We start from the raw sequence: 17,293 nt of genomic DNA on the forward strand, positions 1-17,293 counted from the left end.
AATTTATATATAATAATTAAGAAACTATAAGATATATTTTTGTAATTATAATTGATGCTGATTCACTAAAGAGAAAAATTAAATATTTTTATTGTTGTATTGAGTTTAAATACAATTGTGGTTAATTTTTTAAATCAAAATAGCAAAAAACTCTTGTAAAATTTCAATAATAACTTTAAAATATAAATAGGATAATTGTGTGAAATGAATAATTATACATAGAAATGTAATCAATTTAAATGTAAAAATAGTTTTTACAAAGATAATTTAATAAATTAACGCAAAGGAGCGTATCGATAATAAATGATTATTTGATATGTTCTTTTTTAGTATTTAGTAATATAATTATTTTAAATGGAATAGAGGTATTAAAATGGACAAGATTGATTTTAAGATTATTGAACTTTTACAAAAAAATGCACGATATCCACTAAAGCATTTAGCTGAGGAGGTATTTTTATCAACACCAGCAGTATCTGCCCGTATCGAGAAATTAGAACAAGCGGGTGTTATAACTGGATATTCTGCACATGTTGATCCTTTGAAACTTGGATATAACATTAAGGCATTTATTAATTTAGAAATGTCACCAAAGCAAAAACCAGAATTTTATCCTTTTATAGCTAGCTGTTCAAACGTTCTTGAATGTAATTGTGTAACAGGAAAATATTCTATGCTCATAAAAGTAGCGTATCATACTACTTTAGAATTAGATGCTTTTATTGGAGAGTTACAAAAGTTTGGGAATACAGAAACTCAAATAGTATTCTCTACAGCGGTTGAACATAGAGGAATAGATGTGACTTCAGAGGTTGAAACTAAATAGGTATATGTTATATATTTATAAGGATAATTTTTTATAAATTAGTTAATTATTAAATGGTCGCATAAGAAATATATATTATTTAGATAAAGGTTGTCTTAAATTGCTTTTAAGACAACCTTTTATTTTGTAACGTTTTTTATAGAAAACCATAAAATAGAGAATATCTTAGAGTTTCGTATCATAAATTTATAATAGTATTATAATTTAATACTATACCTGTCGCCCGAAGATAGATGTTTTGAAATTGTATGTAAGATTAGAGGGAGGAAATATTGTGAATGAATATGAAGAGAAGTTAAACGAAAATAAGAACATAATATTGAGAAACATAGAACAAGGAAAGAAAGCAGGAATAAATAAGGTTTCAGCTGTATTTGCCATTAGTAAAAGAGATGAAATTAGAAAAAATATGGTTACAGATTTGGCTACTTGGTTAATAACTGATGGATATAAGGTTTCACTTAAGGAAGGCGAGTTAGAGATATTAACAATTGAGTGGGATTAGAATGTTTAGAAAAGATGTTTGGAGCAAGTGATGAGTATGTAATGAAAGAGTATTATAAGAGTTTAGAAAAAATAAAATGATTGGAAGTAATGTCTTTAGATTTATATATCTATTAAAATAATAGAGTGTTAAAATATAATTAAATACTAAAGAATTATATGGAGGATACATTATAAATGAATAATGGTATTGTAGTTCAAGCGATGAAAGAGTTAGATATAGATCAAGTACTTAAATTGTGGAGTGATATTTTTGGATCTTCATTTCTGGAAAGTTCTGTTACAAAAAGTGATTTAATTGGATATTTAAAGAAAAATCCAGAAACTAGTTCAGTAGCTTGTAATGGGGATGGAAAAGTTATAGGAGCTCTATTGTGTGGTAATGATGGCGTAAGGGGATTTATATATCATATTGCAATATATGAGGAATATAGAGTAAATGAGATTAATAAAAGTATGTTGGATCGTTCTTTAAAAAAGCTAAAAGAAGTTGGAATTAAAACAGGTTTTATTTTTACTCAGAAATATAATCATGATACTGATGTAGCTTTTAATTCCATAGGGTGGGATGTAATTCCAAACGAATTTAATTTAAACATTTAATTTTATAGATGAATATAATATTTAAATTGGAATATAATTTACTAATATAATCTAAGGGGATATGAATTTGAAACTTGATTTAGATAAGAATGATTTAATTTCTTTAATAAAAGGAACAGATCCCAATTTAAATGTGATGGAACATCCTAAAATAAGATATCGTGGAAGTTATAGAGAACCTTATGGAAGATGGGATTGGAACTATGGTGCATTTGAAAAATGTACTGAGGAAGAAATGTATGAAGTATATAAGATATGCAAAAATAGTTGGAATAGATAACATAATACACTTATTTAATGTAAGCATAATGGTAATATGAGAAGGTAACTAAAGATATCGTTAGTAATATATAGATAAGATCAATAGAATAACTACGGCACTTACAAAATAGTAGGTGCTATTCTGTTTTATAAATATTTATATAGAGTCGAGATAGATAGAGGTTATAATTTTATTTAAGCAAAATATTGCAGTAATTAATGTATAGATAAAATTTCTTGTGATTTTTATAGTCTAATCGAAATAAATAGGGGTAATCGCTTGAATTTCATCATTGAAATACAGGAGAGATATTATATATAATTTCATTAGAGGAAGGGGTGAAAGCTATGAAGGTTGAGTTTTGTCTCTTGGATAGTGGTGATGTAGTTTTTACAAAAGAATCTAAAGATTTGAAAGATATTATTAATGTCATTACTAAAGTAGGAACAGAAATAAATTTGTTTTTCAGTAAAGATGATTTCATCCATGGATATGTTCAGAGTGTAACGTATCAAGTGAATGCTGAAAGTAATGATGAAAGTCTAAGAATATGTTTTTCAAATGATTATAAAAAATCCAAGAATAAAGAAAGAATATCTGGTGAGCATTTAAGTACTACAAAATTGAGTGCAAAAGATAATAATAACAATTAAAATGTTAATTTTGAAGGAGGTAAGTTGGAAATGCTTACTTCTTTTGTTTTATATGATGAGAATGTTTTGATTATACCTATAAGCCAAATAATATATTAAAAATATTAAAGAATCTAAGGCGATAATACGAACAAAAAGAAAAAAATACTACAAAATGTTCTGTGAAAATTGACAAAATATAATATAAATTATAGAATAAAGATAGCAACGATGATACTTTCTAAATATTATCCAATTCAATGTGAATTGGATAATATTTTTAGACATAAGATATATAATAATAAATCACCTACGTAAGAAAATCTAAGTATAGTGATTTATTATTTTTAGATATGTCTTAGGAAGGATCTTAAAAATAAACTTAACGAATGGAGTAGATAAGCATGAAAGCAATATTAACAGTAATTGGGCAAGATAAAGTTGGTATTATAGCAGGGGTAAGTCAGAAGATGTTAGAATATAGTATTAACATATTAGATGTTAACCAAACTATAATGCAAGGTTTTTTTACTATGATAATGGTATTAGACTGTAAAGATATGAATGCGACTTTTGAAGAAGTTCGTACAGGACTTACAGCTGAAGGAGAAAGACTTGGGGTAGAAGTTAAGATCCAAAGAGAAGAAATATTTAAGTCAATGCATTCACTATAATTAGGAGGGGCTTATGAATACTAATAATATACTTGAAACGATAAAAATGATTGAAGAAGAAAAACTAGATGTAAGAACAATTACAATGGGGATATCTCTACTTGATTGTATAGATCCAGATGGAGATAAAGCCAGAATTAAGATATATGATAAAATTACAAAATCAGCAGAACGTTTAGTTGAAGTTGGTAGACAAATAGAAACGGAATTTGGTATTCCAATAGTAAATAAAAGAGTTTCAATAACTCCTATGTCAATAATTGCAGGAGCAACAAATGAAACTAGTTATGTTGAATTTGCAAGAACTTTAGATAGAGCAGCAGAAACTTTAGGGATAGATTTCTTGGGTGGATTTTCAGCTTTAGTTCAAAAAGGCTGCACTAAAGGAGATAAAATCTTAATTAGTTCAATTCCTGAAGCATTAGCAGTGACAAAAAAGGTTTGTGCATCTGTTAATGTAGGATGTACAAAATCAGGAATAAATATGAATGCTGTAAGAGATATGGCAGAAGTTATTAAAAGAACTGCAGAGCTTACTAAGGATGCTAAAGGATTTGGATGTGCGAAACTAGTTGTATTTGCAAATGCAGTAGAAGATAATCCGTTTATGGCAGGAGCTTTCCATGGGGTTGGAGAAGCAGAAAGAATTATAAATGTTGGAGTAAGTGGACCAGGAGTTGTTAAAAGAGCTCTTGAAAAAGTAAGAGGAGCATCTTTTGATGTTGTTGCTGAGACAATTAAGCAAACTGCATTTAAAGTTACAAGAATGGGTGAATTAGTTGCAAATGAAGCATCAAGAAGATTAGATGTACCTTTCGGTATAGTTGATTTATCTTTAGCTCCTACACCAGCTGTTGGAGATTCTGTTGCTGAAATTTTAGAAGAAATAGGATTAGAACAAGTTGGAACTCATGGTACAATAGCAGCTCTAGCTATGCTTAATGATGCTGTTAAAAAAGGTGGAGTTATGGCTTGTAGCCACGTTGGTGGATTAAGTGGAGCTTTCATTCCAGTATCAGAAGATGCAGGTATGATAGATGCAGTTAATAGTGGATCATTAAACTTAGAAAAATTAGAAGGTATGACATGTGTATGTTCAGTTGGACTTGATATGATTGCAATTCCAGGAGATACTCCAGCATCTACAATTGCAGGTATGATTGCAGATGAAGCAGCAATTGGTGTTATTAATAACAAGACAACAGCTGTTAGAATTATACCAGCACCAGGATGTGAAGTGGGAGATATGGTTGAGTTTGGTGGCTTATTAGGTAGAGCACCTGTAATGAAAGTTAACGGAAAGTCATCAGAGTTATTTTCTCAAAGAGGTGGAAGAATTCCTGCACCGATACATTCGTTTAAGAACTAATTAGAAATATATAAATAAAAAAGACCTAAAAGATGTATATCTTTTGGGTCTTCTTTACATTTTATATTATTTTTAAATATAAAGGAAATTATGGGAAGTTTACTTTAATTATGCTACTGGTGAGAGGATAAACTAGCAGGATCAGTTATTTATTTTATAGGAAGAATAATAATGGCCATAGTGACCATAAATTATTTCCGCCAAATCCACATCCACCAAATCCACCGCAGCCGTATCCACCAAAGTTTCCACAACCATTGTAATTATTGCAACATCTGTTACAACAACATCTATTATAACAACATCTACTCATTATTCATTTCTCCTTTGTTTACCTTAATCATTTGTTATAGTGTTAATATATTAAACATAATTAAAAAGTGTTACATATCAAAGAGAAATAAATGAGATAAAATATTAATTATGATCACTAAAACACGTGAAGAATATATTTATCAAGAAAAATTTTTAGATTGATACAGAATGGAGTCTCTTTATGCTATAATATGCAAAGAGAAATTTATAAGCATATTAATGTTATATGCAAAACTACAAGAAAAATAAGTAGGTGGAAAGATGACAACTGAAAAGAAGTTTTTGCCAATAAGTAAAAAAGATATGAGAGAAAGAGGCTGGGATGAATTAGATTTTATAATTGTTACAGCTGATGCATATATAGATCATCATAGTTTTGGAACTGCGATTATTTCGCGAGTACTTGAGGCTAATGGTTATAAGGTAGGGATAATACCCCAACCGGATTGGAAGACTATTTATGATTTTCAAAGGCTTGGAAGACCGAAGTATGCGTTTTTAGTTAATGGTGGTAATATGGATTCTATGGTTAACCACTACACTGTAAGTAAAAGGTTAAGAGAAAAAGATTTTTATTCTCCAGGTGGACAAATGGGCCTTAGGCCTGATATGGCAACAATTGTATATTGTAATAAAATAAGAGAAGCTTATAAAGATGTGGATATTGTAATTGGAGGTATAGAAGCTAGTCTAAGAAGGTTTGCACATTATGATTATTGGAGTGATAAAGTTAGAAAATCAATTCTAGTTGATAGTACGGCTGATCTTTTAATTTATGGTATGGGAGAGAAGCAAATAGTCGCAGTTGCAGAAAGTTTGAAAAATAAGGTTCCAGCAAAGGATATAACTTATCTTAGAGGAACTTGTTATATGACAGAGACTTTAGAAGATGTTCAAGATTATATCGAAATACCTTCTTATAAGGAAGTTTGTACTGATAGATATAAGCACGCAGAAGCTAGTAGAATTCAATATGAAGAACAAGATTCAGTAAGAGGTCATGTTATTGTTCAAAAACATGGGAATAAATTTGTGGTGCAAAATATTCCAGAAGCACCTTTAAGTAGAGAAGAGTTAGATGAAGTATATGGGCTTCCATATATGAGAGATTATCACCCTATGTATGAAGGGAAAGGTGGAATAGCTGCAATTGAAGAAGTTAAATTTAGCACAGTAAGCTCAAGAGGATGTTTTGGAGACTGTAAGTTTTGTGCTATAACATTTCATCAAGGAAGAGTCGTTCAAAGTAGAAGCAAAGAGTCTATATTAGAGGAAGTTGAAGATATTACTAAGCTTCCAGACTTCAAAGGATATATACATGATGTTGGAGGACCCACTGCGAACTTTAGAAAGCCAGCTTGCACAAAGCAATTGTCTTTTGGAGCATGTAAAGGAAAAGAATGTCTGTCACCAAGTGTTTGCAAAAATATGGATGTAGATCACACGGAATATTTAGATTTACTTAGATCAATAAGAGAAGTTCCTAAAGTTAAAAAAGCATTTGTTCGGTCAGGTCTTAGGTATGATTATATAATGGCGGATAAAGATGATACTTTCTTTAAGGAATTGGTTGAGCACCATGTGAGTGGAAAATTAAAAGTAGCTCCGGAACATGTTTCAAAAGATGTATTAAAGTATATGGGTAAGCCTGCAGGGGAAACTTATGATAAATTTGTGGAGAAATTTGAAAAGATAACAAAGAAACTTGGTAAAAAACAATACATAATACCATATTTGATGTCATCTCATCCAGGAAGTACATTAGACTCTGCTATTGAGCTTGCTGAATATTTAAGGGATATAAATTATCAGCCTGAGCAAGTACAGGATTTCTATCCGACTCCAGGGACACTTGCAACAACTATGTATTATACAGGATTAGATCCGATGACTATGAAGGAAGTTTACGTTCCAAAAACTAAACATGAAAAAGCTATGCAGAGAGCACTTTTACAATTTAAAAATCCTAAATATTATACATTAGTTTATGAAGCATTAACACAAGCTGGAAGAACAGATTTAATTGGGAATGGGCCGAAGTGCCTTATAAAGGATAAAAGTAATGGTTCAAGATATGGTAATACATACAATAATAAAGAAAGTAAAGAAAATAAAGATAGAAGAAGTCAAAGTAAAAATGCAACACGTAAGGGTAATAATGATAAATCGTTTAATGGTAGTAAAGATAAATCTCAAAAAGATAAAAATAAACCTGGGAATATTAGAGGTAAAAGCAGCCTGAAAGCTAAATCAAAAGCTAAAAGTAAATCTAGAACTAGATAAAATGAAAAATTCACCAGTATAATGGTGAATTTTTTATTATTTCTTTCGTTTTCTATGGTAATTAAACATGTATTTGCAAATTGCATAAACCAACTAAGAATTAATCAGTTATTAGTGAATGTATAGATTAAGTAGTAATAATAATATATAATAATTATTATTGGTAAAAACAATTTTTCTAGAGCAGGAGGATATAAACGTGAAGAAATTAATTTCGTGGAATGTTAATGGATTAAGAGCTTGTGTTAAAAAAGGCTTTTTAGATTATTTTAAAGAAGAGGATGCAGACGTATTTTGTATACAAGAAAGTAAACTACAAGAAGGGCAAATAGATTTAGCGTTAGAAGGATATTATAGCTATTGGAATTACGCAGAGAAGAAAGGATATTCAGGCACTGCTGTGTTCACTAAAGAAGAACCTTTATCTGTTAAGAAAGGTATTGGAATAGAAGATCATGATAATGAAGGAAGAGTTCTTACATTAGAATTTAATGAATTTTATTTAGTAAATGTCTATACTCCGAATTCGAAACAAGGTTTAGAGAGACTTGATTATAGAATGGTATGGGAGGATGTTTTTAGAATATATCTAAAAGGACTTGAAGAAAGCAAGCCTGTAATAATATGTGGAGACTTAAATGTTGCACATAAAGAAATAGATCTGAAAAACCCAAAAGCTAATAGAAAAAATGCTGGGTTTACAGATGAAGAAAGAGATAAAATCTCTAAATTATTAGATTCAGGTTTTATTGATACATATAGATATTTCTATCCTGATACAGAAGGGGTATATTCGTGGTGGTCTTATAGATTTAATGCAAGGGCAAACAATGCTGGATGGAGAATAGACTATTTCTTGAGTTCAGAATCTTTAAAAGATAAATTAGAAGATGCTAAAGTACATATGAACATTGAGGGATCAGATCATTGTCCGGTAGAACTTTTAATCAATCTTTAATGAAGTTGTAATAAAGATTATAATTGATTTTTTTTAAGACATACTTTATATAAATAATGGTACTCTCTTATGTATCCGGTTTTTTACGAAACTGGATACATAAAGATGAGTGCCATTTTTTTCATATAAAGTATATGTGTTAAACTCATTTAAGTATAAAGTTTTTTATGGCTCCCCAAGTTGCGAAGCTTGAAATGAAAGATAAAAGGCTAAATGTAAGAAATAGGTATAGAGGAACTGTTAGAGGGAAGAAAAAAACATTAAATCCAAGTATTATTCCGCAAACCACCGCGCCAATTAATGTGTTTTTAAAACAAACGATGCTTAGTAATAATGAATTTTTAAGAATATCCTTTAGCGAAAGAGATACGGTAGTAAGTAAAGGATAAATATATAATGAAGCAAATAAAAATAATACTGTAATAAAAATACATAAGAATAGAACTATATAAAAGTTAACATTATTTTGTGATAATTTAAAATAAAACAAAATAGAGGTACTAAGTAATACAAGTATTATAGTATTTATAATTCCACAAGCTACTGATTGCTTCCAATTAAGCTTAAATGCTTCATGGAAATCGGAAAAAATAAAGACATGCTTGTCTCTAACCATTGACATGGTAATTGATGTCATTGCTCCAAAAGCGGGAGCTATAGTAATTATAGGAATAGAATATAGGATAAAAATCATATTAAGTTTAAGTATGTCCCAAAATTTATTTAATAGTAGATAAAAAAATAGTGAAATGCCTTTCTTTTCGGGTTCATTTTTATCTACACCAGGGCCTTCACGATGAAAATTGGGTACAAATATTTTCATATTAATCAGTCTCCTTAATCATGTAATGGTTTTCTGTTTAAGAAATAAATTACAAATTAATAATTGTAACTTTGTAGGGGATTTGTTTTAGATAAGTTTAGATTTAGTATATCATTTGAAGTGCTTAACTTCAAGAATTTCTAAAATAATAAATATATTATAGTTTAAAAAAGATTAAAATAATTTAATGAATTATAATATAAAGTGTTGACTTTGGAAGATGTAGGTATATAATAAATATATAAGGACAAACCAAAATATCATAAATGAAAAGGGTTACTGATAATAAAATTTATAGAATATTACAAAAATATACATATGATAATTAAATTGAAGAAAAAATCGATATTTATAAAATAAGTGGTTATTATAATATATTTTAGAATTGTATAAAATAAACCTTGAGTAATGTATGCTGTGTTTGAACCTTATATCAATATATATTTAAAGTAAACGTATAAAGAAGCAATAATAAATAATTCATTTGTTTTGGCCATTATTTTTTTGAGATATGTTACTTCAACTTTCATGAGAAGAATAATGTTCGCTAATATATTAACTTCATTTATAAAAATGGGAGGTAAATAATATGAAAAGTGTAAAAATATTAAAAAAACTTGCAACTGCTGTTGTTACAACATCTCTTGCAGCATCGATGTTAATTGGATGCGGTAGTAGTGATAGTTCTGCTACAAGTGCTGGCGAAAGCGGAAAGGATAATTCAACTGCTTCAGCCTCAGGTGATCAATTAGAAATGTGGACATTCGTTGATATGCATAAAACTTTCCTGGATGAGATGGTAGTTAAATGGAATGAAAAAAATCCGGATAAGAAACTAAATATTAATGTTACAGTGCTACCTTATGATGATATGCACAATAAATTACAATCAGCTCTATTGTCTGGACAAGGTGCTCCTGATGCAGTAGATATAGAATTAGGTAAATTCCCTAACTTCTTAAAGGGAGAACCACAGCTAGAGCCACTTGATGATGTATATGCACCATATAAGGACAAGGTAGTTAAATCACGTGTAGATATTTACAGTAAAGACAATCATGTATATGGACTTGATTATCATGTTGGTGCTACTGTTGCGTACTATAACACAGAACTTTTAGAAAAAGCAGGAATTGATTATAAATCGATAGTAACTTGGGATGATTTCAAAAAAGCAGGCGCTAAATATTATGCAGCAACTGGCAAAAATTTCGGTACAGCCGATACAAGTGCTATTTGGCAAACAAGTCTTATGTTAGCAGAACAAAAGTCTGACTATACTGATGCAAGTGGTAAGCCACAATTAAACAGCCCTCAAATGGTTAAAGCACTTACTACCTTAAGAGACATGCAAGATGCCCATGCTATAGCTACTATTCCAGGTGGACAACCTGATACAACAGATGGTGAAGGTGCAATAAATAATGGAGATTATGCAGTTGTAATTAAAGCAATGTGGTATATGTCAAGATTTTTACAATATATGCCTGATCAAGCAGGTAAATGGGCAATTGCTCCGGCTCCTGTATTTGAAAAAGGTCAACCACGTTCTGTAGGTTTAGGTGGTACTGGTACAGCTGTTACTAAAACTGCTAAAAACAAACAAAACCTTAAAGAATTCATAGCATATGCTAAATTTTCTGAGGATGGAGAAAAAGCTATATGGAATGAATTAGGGTTTGATCCAGTAAATACGGATTTGTGGAATAATAAAGAGCTTACTCAAAACAAAGATAATAAGTTTATAAAATACTTCAAGACTAATCCTTTTGATACATTAAATGAAATTAAGAACGAAATATCATTAATTAAATCAACTGAAGCTAGTCCAAATATCAATAATGTTTTATGTACAGTTACTTTAAATAGTATATTTGAAGATAAAAAAGATATAAAACAAGCGTTAGATGAAGCACAACAACAAGCTGAAAATGAATTGAAATAATAAAATAATTATACAGGGAAGCTATTTATCAAAAAATAAAGCTATAAAAATAGCTTCTCTGTATTATTTTAGTGTGTAATAGGAGGAAGTTAAGTAATGTTTAAAGGATTTATATACAATAAAAAAGCAGCACCATATGTATTCATATTGCCATTTATTCTTGTGTTTTTAGTATTTTTTATTTCTCCGATGATAAACACGATAATAATGAGTTTTCAAAATGTATTACCGGGTTCAAGGAAATTTGTTGGTTTAGAAAACTATACGAAATTATTAGGAGATAAGGTTTTTTTAATTGCATTATGGAATAGTGTTAAATATATGGTGTGGACACTAATATTACTTATTCCAATTCCAATGGTACTAGCATGCATTATAAACAGTAAATTAATGGTTGGCAGAGAATTCTTTAAAGCAGCATTATACATACCAGCTTTGACATCTGTTGCTGTTGCAGGTATAGTTTTTAGGTTCAGCTTCGGAGAACAAGCTACTTCTTTAATGAATCAATTCGTTGCATTATTTGGAATGGATCCATATAAATGGCTCAAAAATGGAACTACAGGCTTTATTGTTCTATTAGTTTTAGCTTGTTGGAGATGGACAGGCGTTAATATGCTATATTTCTTATCGGGATTAAAGAACATTCCAGCAGAATTATATGAATCGGCAGATATTGATGGAGCAAGTATTTGGCAAAAGTTTAGATATGTTACAATACCTCAGCTTAAGCCAACAACTATTTATGTACTTACTATATCAATATATGCAGGTCTTGCAATGTTTATAGAAAGTTACATGGTATATAACGGTAACAATTCGCCAAATAATATAGGTCTTACAATTGTAGGATATTTATATAGACAAGGTATTGAAAAGAATGCTATGGGTTATGCATCTGCTGTAGGTTTAGTACTATTTGTCGTAGGAATGGCTATTAACTTAGTACAATTAAAGTTAAATGGAACATTTAATAAGGAGGATTAGTATGCAAAGTAATGTAAGTTTATATAGTAGAAAAAGAACTAAAAAAAACACTCAAAAAATAGCAGGACAAGGAAATAATATGCCTACTAAAGTGATGATTTTTATATTATTCACTGTCATAGCAGTAATACTACTAATTCCTTTTTACACACTTTTCATTTCGACTTTTAAAGACGGTGCAGTAGTAGTTGCTAAAGGTATGGATGCATCAATAGATATATCTAAAATGTCTATTAAAAACTATGTTATTTTGTTTACAGCAAAAAATAGTTTCTTTATATGGTTTTTTAACAGCTTGTTCTTAACAATAGGTCAAGTAGCACTTCAATTATTTATTAGTGCATTTGTTGCATATGGGTTTGCAATGTATGATTTTAAAGGGAAAAATTTCTTGTTTGTTTGTGTTCTATTCGTTATGATGGTGCCTTTTGAAATTCTAATGTTACCTCTTTATAGTCAAGTAAGTACTATGCATTTAACAAACAGTTACGCCGGAATTATTTTACCAAGCATAGCAAATGCTTCGACAATATTTTTCTTTAGACAGTATTTATCGGGAATTCCTAAGGATCTTGTTGAAGCGGGAAGAATAGATGGAGCATCAGAATATGGTATTTTCTTTAGATTAATATTACCAATCATGAAACCATCCTTTGCAGCAATGGCAATCTTAAATGCTATGGGTAGCTGGAACAACTTATTATGGCCAATGTTAGTATTGAAGGATGCTAAAAAATTCACTTTACCAATAGGTTTAAATACTTTAATGACACCTTATGGAAACAACTTCAACTTATTATTTGTGGGTTCTTTCCTTTCAATCTTACCTATATTCATATTATTTATGTGCTTCCAAAAGTACTTTGTTGATGGTATGACAGCTGGAGCTGTAAAGGGTTAATATGAAAAGTCCAAACTAAATACTTAAGGAGATGAATTATAATGGCAAAAAAAGCAAAAATGGTAGTAGACAAAGACTTCAAAATATCCGAAATAGATAAAAGAATTTATGGTTCTTTCATTGAACATTTAGGAAGGGCTGTGTATGGAGGGATTTATCAGCCAGATCATATGTCAGCTGATGAAAATGGCTTCAGAACTGATGTAATGGAATTAGTAAAAGAATTAGATGTTCCTATTATAAGATACCCGGGTGGGAATTTTGTATCAAATTTCTTCTGGGAAGATAGTGTTGGACCGATATCAGAAAGACCAAAGAGACTAGAATTAGCTTGGAGAAGCTTAGAAACTAATGAAATTGGATTAAACGAATTCTCAAAATGGACTAATGCGGTAGGATCTGAAGTAATGATGGCAGTAAATCTTGGAACAAGAGGAATTGCAGATGCCTGCAACCTTTTGGAATATTGTAATCATATAGGTGGTGCAAAATATAGTGATTTAAGAATAAAACATGGTGTTAATAAACCACATAAAATAAAAACATGGTGCTTAGGAAATGAAATGGATGGACCATGGCAAATAGGACATAAAACTTCTGAAGAGTATGGAAGATTAGCTCTAGAAACAGGTAAGGCCATGAAATTAATAGACCCAGATATCGAATTAGTTTCATGCGGAAGTTCAAATACAGCCATGCCTACTTTCCCTGAATGGGAAGCATCAACTCTTGATCATACTTACGATGTAGTAGATTTTATATCACTTCATCAATATTATGGTAATAGATTAAATGATACTGCAAATTTCCTAGCTCAAAGTGATGATATGGAACACTTTATTAAAACCGTTACTGCTACTTGTGATTACATAAAATCTAAAAAACGCAGTAAGAAGACCATGAATTTGAGTTTTGATGAATGGAATGTATGGTTTCATTCGAATCAAGATGATGATAATATAATGAGAAATCATCCATGGCAAAAAGCGCCTGCACTTTTAGAAGATGTGTATAATTTTGAAGATGCACTTTTAGTTGGATTAATGTTAATTGTTTTAATGAAACATTCTGATAGAGTTAAAATGGCATGTTTAGCGCAATTAGTTAATGTTATAGCGCCAATTATGACTGAAGAAAATGGGCCAGCATGGAAGCAAACTATTTATTATCCATATTTACATGCTTCAAAATATGGTAGAGGAACTGCGCTTCAACCAGTAATATCTTCACCAAAACATGATACTATCGATTTTACAGATGTAACAGATGTTGAATCTGTAGCAGTATATAATGAAGAAAAGGACGAAGTTACTATATTTGCAGTTAATCGTAATCTAGAGGAAAATATTGAATTGACTTGCGATGTAAGAAGTTTTGTAGGTTATAAAATTATTGAACATATTGTATTAGAACATGAAGATATGAAAATTGTAAATTCTCCAAAAGGTGAAGCAGTTACTCCGAAATGTGTAGATAGAAGTGAATTAAATGATGGAATTATTAATTCTTCTTTAGGAAAAGCATCTTGGAATGTAATTCGCTTAGGAAAGATTAAATAAGGAATACTTTATTAAAATATTGCTGTAAGAATAGAAAATGATTTATCTATAAACTATTTTAGTTTATAGAACTTAGGATTTAGTGCATAGGCTTCATGTACTAAATCCTATTTTATTATTAAGTGGAGGAGTAGAAAAATGAGAAAGAGAATTTTGGCATTAATGTTAATAGCTTTTATGGCAGGTATCACCATCATGATAGGATGTTCATCAAAACAAAACAGTGAAAGTAGTTTGGTGAAAATAAGTTTTCCGGAAGATCCTAAAATTGAAGAATTAAGAGATTCAAGTATTGTTCTTGATAAAGGTAACTGGGGAACTTTAGGTGCTCATGATCCATCAATATTTAAGGATAAAGACACATATTATGTATTTTCCACTGATGCGAGGGTAGGTGGACCAGCGACTCCAGGAATACAGGTTCGTAAATCTAAAGATTTAATTCACTGGGAGTTCGTAGGTCAAGCGTTAAAAGGAATCCCAGAAGAAGCAAAGAAATGGAGTCGCGCTCAAGGAATATGGGCTCCGGATGTAACAAAGGTAGGAGAGGAATATTATCTTTATTATTGTGCATCAACTTTTGGTAAGAATAGATCGTATATTGGATTATTAAAAAGTAAATCAATAGAAGGGCCATGGGAAGATAAAGGAGTTGTTTTAAAAACCAATCAAGGGGACGATAAAAATGCATTAGACCCCAATATAGTATATGATAAAGATGGGCAAATGTGGATGACATACGGTTCCTTTTGGAATGGTATATATATCGTAAAGCTTGATAAAAACACAGGAAAACCTGAAAATCAAAATGATATGGGAAAAAATATTTCAAAAAGAGATGCAGTTGTAAGTGGAGCGGTGGAAGGGCCTTATATAGTTTATAATGAAGAACAAAAGAAATATTATTTGTTTGTTTCATATGGGTCGCTATCTTCAGATTACAATGTTAGAGTGGGTCGAGCTGATAATATCGTAGGACCTTATTTAGACAGTAACGGAAATGATATGACTGATATATCAAATTCAAAACCAAATGAAATCGGGAATAAAATTTTAGGTGGATATAAATTTGGTGATAATGAAGGCTGGATGGCACCAGGACATAACTCTGTATTGAATGATAATGGAAATTACTATATAGTTCATCATGTGAGAACAGAGAAAAATAAAGATTGGTTCTATTTAAATGTTAGAAAAATTCTTTGGTCAGAAGATGGATGGCCTATAGTATCACCAGAAAGGTATACTGGAGAAAAAGAACAGGCGATTGAAAAAAATGCTCTAATAGGAAATTGGCAACTAATATTACAGGATAAAAATATTAATGAAATAATACCGTCAGAACAATATGAATTTACAAGTAATGGGAAGATTAAGAACGAAAAACAATCTGGAAAATGGGAATTAAGTGGCGATAACAATATAATTATTGAACTTTCGAATAATAATGGTAAAAAAGTAGAATATAAAGGAAAAGTAATCCCATCATGGGATTGGGAAAATAAAAAGCAAACCTTAGTGTTTACTGTAATTGATAAAAATGGAGTGTCTTTATGGGGAAAACTCATGAGATAGTATATGAAAAATTTTGAGAACAAAAAGTAAATTTCTCATAAAACAAAACATGAATGAATATGAAGTTACTTCATATTCATTCATGTTTTTGTTTTATAAAAAAATAGATATCTATATTTTATAACCGATATTATTTCTTAAATATCTTGTTGAGTTAATTCATTATAAACAAGTCTCACGTTTATGCCTTGGCTGTAATTACCAAAGTTTTTTCCGAAGATAGTTAATCCACCAACATGCTTTGTTTCTTCTGGAACAGCCAATTTAAGAAGTATATCACTTTTATACGTCAAACCTAAATCTTCTAAAGTAATATCTGAAATTTTTATTCCATCAATAAAAGTTCCAAATGCATTAATATTTAAAAGTTTCAAAAGTCCATATTGATTCCAATTTGACAACCACCAAGATGGTGTTAAGATTCCTTTGTTATCACCAAAATCTCCAGGACTGGTCCAACTACCTATATTAACATTATTAACATAGAAATGAATATCAGAAGGCCAATCACTACAAGAACCAGGTGCTTCGGAGCTTATCTCCATAGATATTTGAAGATCAGAAAATGTTTCGTTAGGTTTTAGATAATTAGGAATTCTATATTCAATGTATCCCTTAGTGAACCATAGTATATCAGCATTAATCCTTTCAGGGTCTGCAAAGTAATTTGGATTATCAACTTCTCCGATAATTTTTTCTTTGGTAGCGATTCCACAAGTAGGAGCAATATCATAATTGGAATAATGACCTATATTTAAATCTATATCATACGAATTTTCTAAATCTTGTTTACCTATATCAATTACAAATTTATCCTCGTGAAGAGAACATATTTTTTGAAGTCCATGCTTCCCAGTTAAGTTAGTTGTTTTTATTAATCCGCACTCTTCTAATTTTTTTATATGCATAGTAACCGCACCATTAGTTAAATCCAGCTTTTCAGATAATTCATTCATATTTAATTGTTTGAATTGTGATAAAATATCTAATATATTAATTCTTACGTCAGAACTTAAAGCTTTAAAAATAGGTAAACTGTCTTTTAAGTTAGTTATATGTATCATAAATAATCTCCTC

The 17,293-nt window shown here is 30.1% G+C and carries 17 protein-coding genes and 1 pseudogene; 15 read left to right on the forward strand and 3 right to left on the reverse strand.

What is annotated here, in order from left to right:
* Positions 1 to 373: 373 nt before the first annotated feature.
* The 7 genes from CLCHR_RS21215 to CLCHR_RS21245 all read left to right on the forward strand — a co-directional run bounded on the left by CLCHR_RS21215 (position 374) and on the right by CLCHR_RS21245 (position 4,870).
* Positions 374 to 826: an Lrp/AsnC family transcriptional regulator gene (locus CLCHR_RS21215; RefSeq protein ID WP_079441910.1), complete on the forward strand. Its 453-nt coding sequence runs from the start codon at positions 374 to 376 to the stop codon at positions 824 to 826.
* Between the two features lie 274 nt (positions 827 to 1,100).
* Positions 1,101 to 1,331 (forward strand): hypothetical protein, encoded by a 231-nt coding sequence (locus tag CLCHR_RS21220; RefSeq protein ID WP_079441911.1) that lies wholly within the window; start codon positions 1,101 to 1,103, stop codon positions 1,329 to 1,331.
* Between the two features lie 176 nt (positions 1,332 to 1,507).
* Entirely contained in the window at positions 1,508 to 1,933 is a 426-nt protein-coding gene (locus CLCHR_RS21225) for a GNAT family N-acetyltransferase (RefSeq protein ID WP_079441912.1), read from the forward strand.
* A gap of 67 nt (positions 1,934 to 2,000) precedes the next feature.
* Positions 2,001 to 2,213, forward strand: a complete 213-nt coding sequence (locus CLCHR_RS21230; RefSeq protein WP_079441913.1) for a hypothetical protein — start codon at positions 2,001 to 2,003, stop codon at positions 2,211 to 2,213.
* A 329-nt stretch (positions 2,214 to 2,542) separates the two neighbouring features.
* Positions 2,543 to 2,848 carry a hypothetical protein gene (locus CLCHR_RS21235; protein ID WP_079441914.1) on the forward strand — a complete coding sequence of 102 codons (306 nt, stop codon included), beginning with the start codon at positions 2,543 to 2,545 and terminating at the stop codon, positions 2,846 to 2,848.
* A 383-nt stretch (positions 2,849 to 3,231) separates the two neighbouring features.
* Positions 3,232 to 3,501 (forward strand): ACT domain-containing protein, encoded by a 270-nt coding sequence (locus tag CLCHR_RS21240; RefSeq protein WP_077869930.1) that lies wholly within the window; start codon positions 3,232 to 3,234, stop codon positions 3,499 to 3,501.
* A 13-nt stretch (positions 3,502 to 3,514) separates the two neighbouring features.
* The gene (locus tag CLCHR_RS21245; RefSeq protein WP_079441915.1) at positions 3,515 to 4,870 is read left to right on the forward strand and encodes a PFL family protein; all 1,356 of its coding nucleotides are present in this window, start codon (positions 3,515 to 3,517) and stop codon (positions 4,868 to 4,870) included.
* Positions 4,871 to 5,024: 154 nt separating this feature from the next.
* On the opposite strand, the gene CLCHR_RS25005 is transcribed toward CLCHR_RS21245, so the two are convergent.
* Entirely contained in the window at positions 5,025 to 5,183 is a 159-nt protein-coding gene (locus tag CLCHR_RS25005) for a hypothetical protein (RefSeq protein ID WP_169896864.1), read from the reverse strand.
* 263 nt (positions 5,184 to 5,446) lie between these two features.
* On the opposite strand from CLCHR_RS25005, the gene CLCHR_RS21250 reads away from it, so the two are divergent.
* The 3 genes from CLCHR_RS21250 (at position 5,447) to CLCHR_RS25345 (ending at position 8,815) form a co-directional block, all read left to right on the forward strand.
* Positions 5,447 to 7,468 (forward strand): YgiQ family radical SAM protein, encoded by a 2,022-nt coding sequence (locus CLCHR_RS21250; RefSeq protein ID WP_079441916.1) that lies wholly within the window; start codon positions 5,447 to 5,449, stop codon positions 7,466 to 7,468.
* A 199-nt stretch (positions 7,469 to 7,667) separates the two neighbouring features.
* Positions 7,668 to 8,426 (forward strand): exodeoxyribonuclease III, encoded by a 759-nt coding sequence (locus CLCHR_RS21255; RefSeq protein WP_341456932.1) that lies wholly within the window; start codon positions 7,668 to 7,670, stop codon positions 8,424 to 8,426.
* 167 nt (positions 8,427 to 8,593) lie between these two features.
* A complete protein-coding gene (locus CLCHR_RS25345) occupies positions 8,594 to 8,815 on the forward strand; it encodes a hypothetical protein (RefSeq protein ID WP_242966173.1) in 222 nt (73 codons plus the stop codon).
* A 122-nt stretch (positions 8,816 to 8,937) separates the two neighbouring features.
* Here the strand turns inward: CLCHR_RS25345 and CLCHR_RS25610 are convergent.
* Positions 8,938 to 9,249: pseudogene (locus tag CLCHR_RS25610) on the reverse strand (DUF624 domain-containing protein); the annotation flags it as partial.
* A gap of 589 nt (positions 9,250 to 9,838) precedes the next feature.
* On the opposite strand from CLCHR_RS25610, the gene CLCHR_RS21265 reads away from it, so the two are divergent.
* The 5 genes from CLCHR_RS21265 (at position 9,839) to CLCHR_RS21285 (ending at position 16,216) form a co-directional block, all read left to right on the forward strand.
* Positions 9,839 to 11,194 (forward strand): ABC transporter substrate-binding protein, encoded by a 1,356-nt coding sequence (locus CLCHR_RS21265; RefSeq protein WP_079441918.1) that lies wholly within the window; start codon positions 9,839 to 9,841, stop codon positions 11,192 to 11,194.
* 96 nt (positions 11,195 to 11,290) lie between these two features.
* Positions 11,291 to 12,181 (forward strand): carbohydrate ABC transporter permease, encoded by an 891-nt coding sequence (locus tag CLCHR_RS21270; RefSeq protein ID WP_079441919.1) that lies wholly within the window; start codon positions 11,291 to 11,293, stop codon positions 12,179 to 12,181.
* A 1-nt stretch (position 12,182) separates the two neighbouring features.
* Entirely contained in the window at positions 12,183 to 13,082 is a 900-nt protein-coding gene (locus CLCHR_RS21275) for a carbohydrate ABC transporter permease (protein WP_079441920.1), read from the forward strand.
* 41 nt (positions 13,083 to 13,123) lie between these two features.
* Positions 13,124 to 14,641: an arabinosylfuranosidase ArfA gene (arfA, locus tag CLCHR_RS21280; protein ID WP_079441921.1), complete on the forward strand. Its 1,518-nt coding sequence runs from the start codon at positions 13,124 to 13,126 to the stop codon at positions 14,639 to 14,641.
* Between the two features lie 138 nt (positions 14,642 to 14,779).
* Positions 14,780 to 16,216, forward strand: coding sequence for an arabinan endo-1,5-alpha-L-arabinosidase (locus CLCHR_RS21285; protein WP_079441922.1), 1,437 nt, complete (start codon positions 14,780 to 14,782; stop codon positions 16,214 to 16,216).
* A 137-nt stretch (positions 16,217 to 16,353) separates the two neighbouring features.
* Here the strand turns inward: CLCHR_RS21285 and CLCHR_RS21290 are convergent, their stop codons facing one another.
* On the reverse strand, positions 16,354 to 17,280 hold the full coding sequence (locus CLCHR_RS21290) for an ArsR/SmtB family transcription factor (RefSeq protein WP_079441923.1): 927 nt from the start codon (positions 17,278 to 17,280) through the stop codon (positions 16,354 to 16,356).
* Between the last annotated feature and the right edge of the window lie 13 nt (positions 17,281 to 17,293).

It is taken from the genome of Clostridium chromiireducens (assembly GCF_002029255.1).
Taxonomy (GTDB): Bacteria; Bacillota; Clostridia; order Clostridiales; family Clostridiaceae; genus Clostridium; species Clostridium chromiireducens.

Excerpts from the sequence above, each read along its gene's own strand:
- CLCHR_RS21240 (WP_077869930.1), top strand. The coding sequence starts at position 3,232 with ATGAAAGCAATATTAACAGTAATTGGGCAAGATAAAGTTGGTATTATA.
- CLCHR_RS21285 (WP_079441922.1), top strand. The coding sequence starts at position 14,780 with ATGAGAAAGAGAATTTTGGCATTAATGTTAATAGCTTTTATGGCAGGT.
- CLCHR_RS21250 (WP_079441916.1), top strand. The coding sequence starts at position 5,447 with ATGACAACTGAAAAGAAGTTTTTGCCAATAAGTAAAAAAGATATGAGA.
- CLCHR_RS21215 (WP_079441910.1), top strand. The coding sequence starts at position 374 with ATGGACAAGATTGATTTTAAGATTATTGAACTTTTACAAAAAAATGCA.
- arfA (WP_079441921.1), top strand. The coding sequence starts at position 13,124 with ATGGCAAAAAAAGCAAAAATGGTAGTAGACAAAGACTTCAAAATATCC.
- CLCHR_RS21235 (WP_079441914.1), top strand. The coding sequence starts at position 2,543 with ATGAAGGTTGAGTTTTGTCTCTTGGATAGTGGTGATGTAGTTTTTACA.
- CLCHR_RS25005 (WP_169896864.1), bottom strand. The coding sequence starts at position 5,183 with ATGAGTAGATGTTGTTATAATAGATGTTGTTGTAACAGATGTTGCAAT.
- CLCHR_RS21265 (WP_079441918.1), top strand. The coding sequence starts at position 9,839 with ATGAAAAGTGTAAAAATATTAAAAAAACTTGCAACTGCTGTTGTTACA.
- CLCHR_RS25345 (WP_242966173.1), top strand. The coding sequence starts at position 8,594 with ATGGCTCCCCAAGTTGCGAAGCTTGAAATGAAAGATAAAAGGCTAAAT.
- CLCHR_RS21245 (WP_079441915.1), top strand. The coding sequence starts at position 3,515 with ATGAATACTAATAATATACTTGAAACGATAAAAATGATTGAAGAAGAA.
- CLCHR_RS21270 (WP_079441919.1), top strand. The coding sequence starts at position 11,291 with ATGTTTAAAGGATTTATATACAATAAAAAAGCAGCACCATATGTATTC.
- CLCHR_RS21290 (WP_079441923.1), bottom strand. The coding sequence starts at position 17,280 with ATGATACATATAACTAACTTAAAAGACAGTTTACCTATTTTTAAAGCT.
- CLCHR_RS21225 (WP_079441912.1), top strand. The coding sequence starts at position 1,508 with ATGAATAATGGTATTGTAGTTCAAGCGATGAAAGAGTTAGATATAGAT.
- CLCHR_RS21275 (WP_079441920.1), top strand. The coding sequence starts at position 12,183 with ATGCAAAGTAATGTAAGTTTATATAGTAGAAAAAGAACTAAAAAAAAC.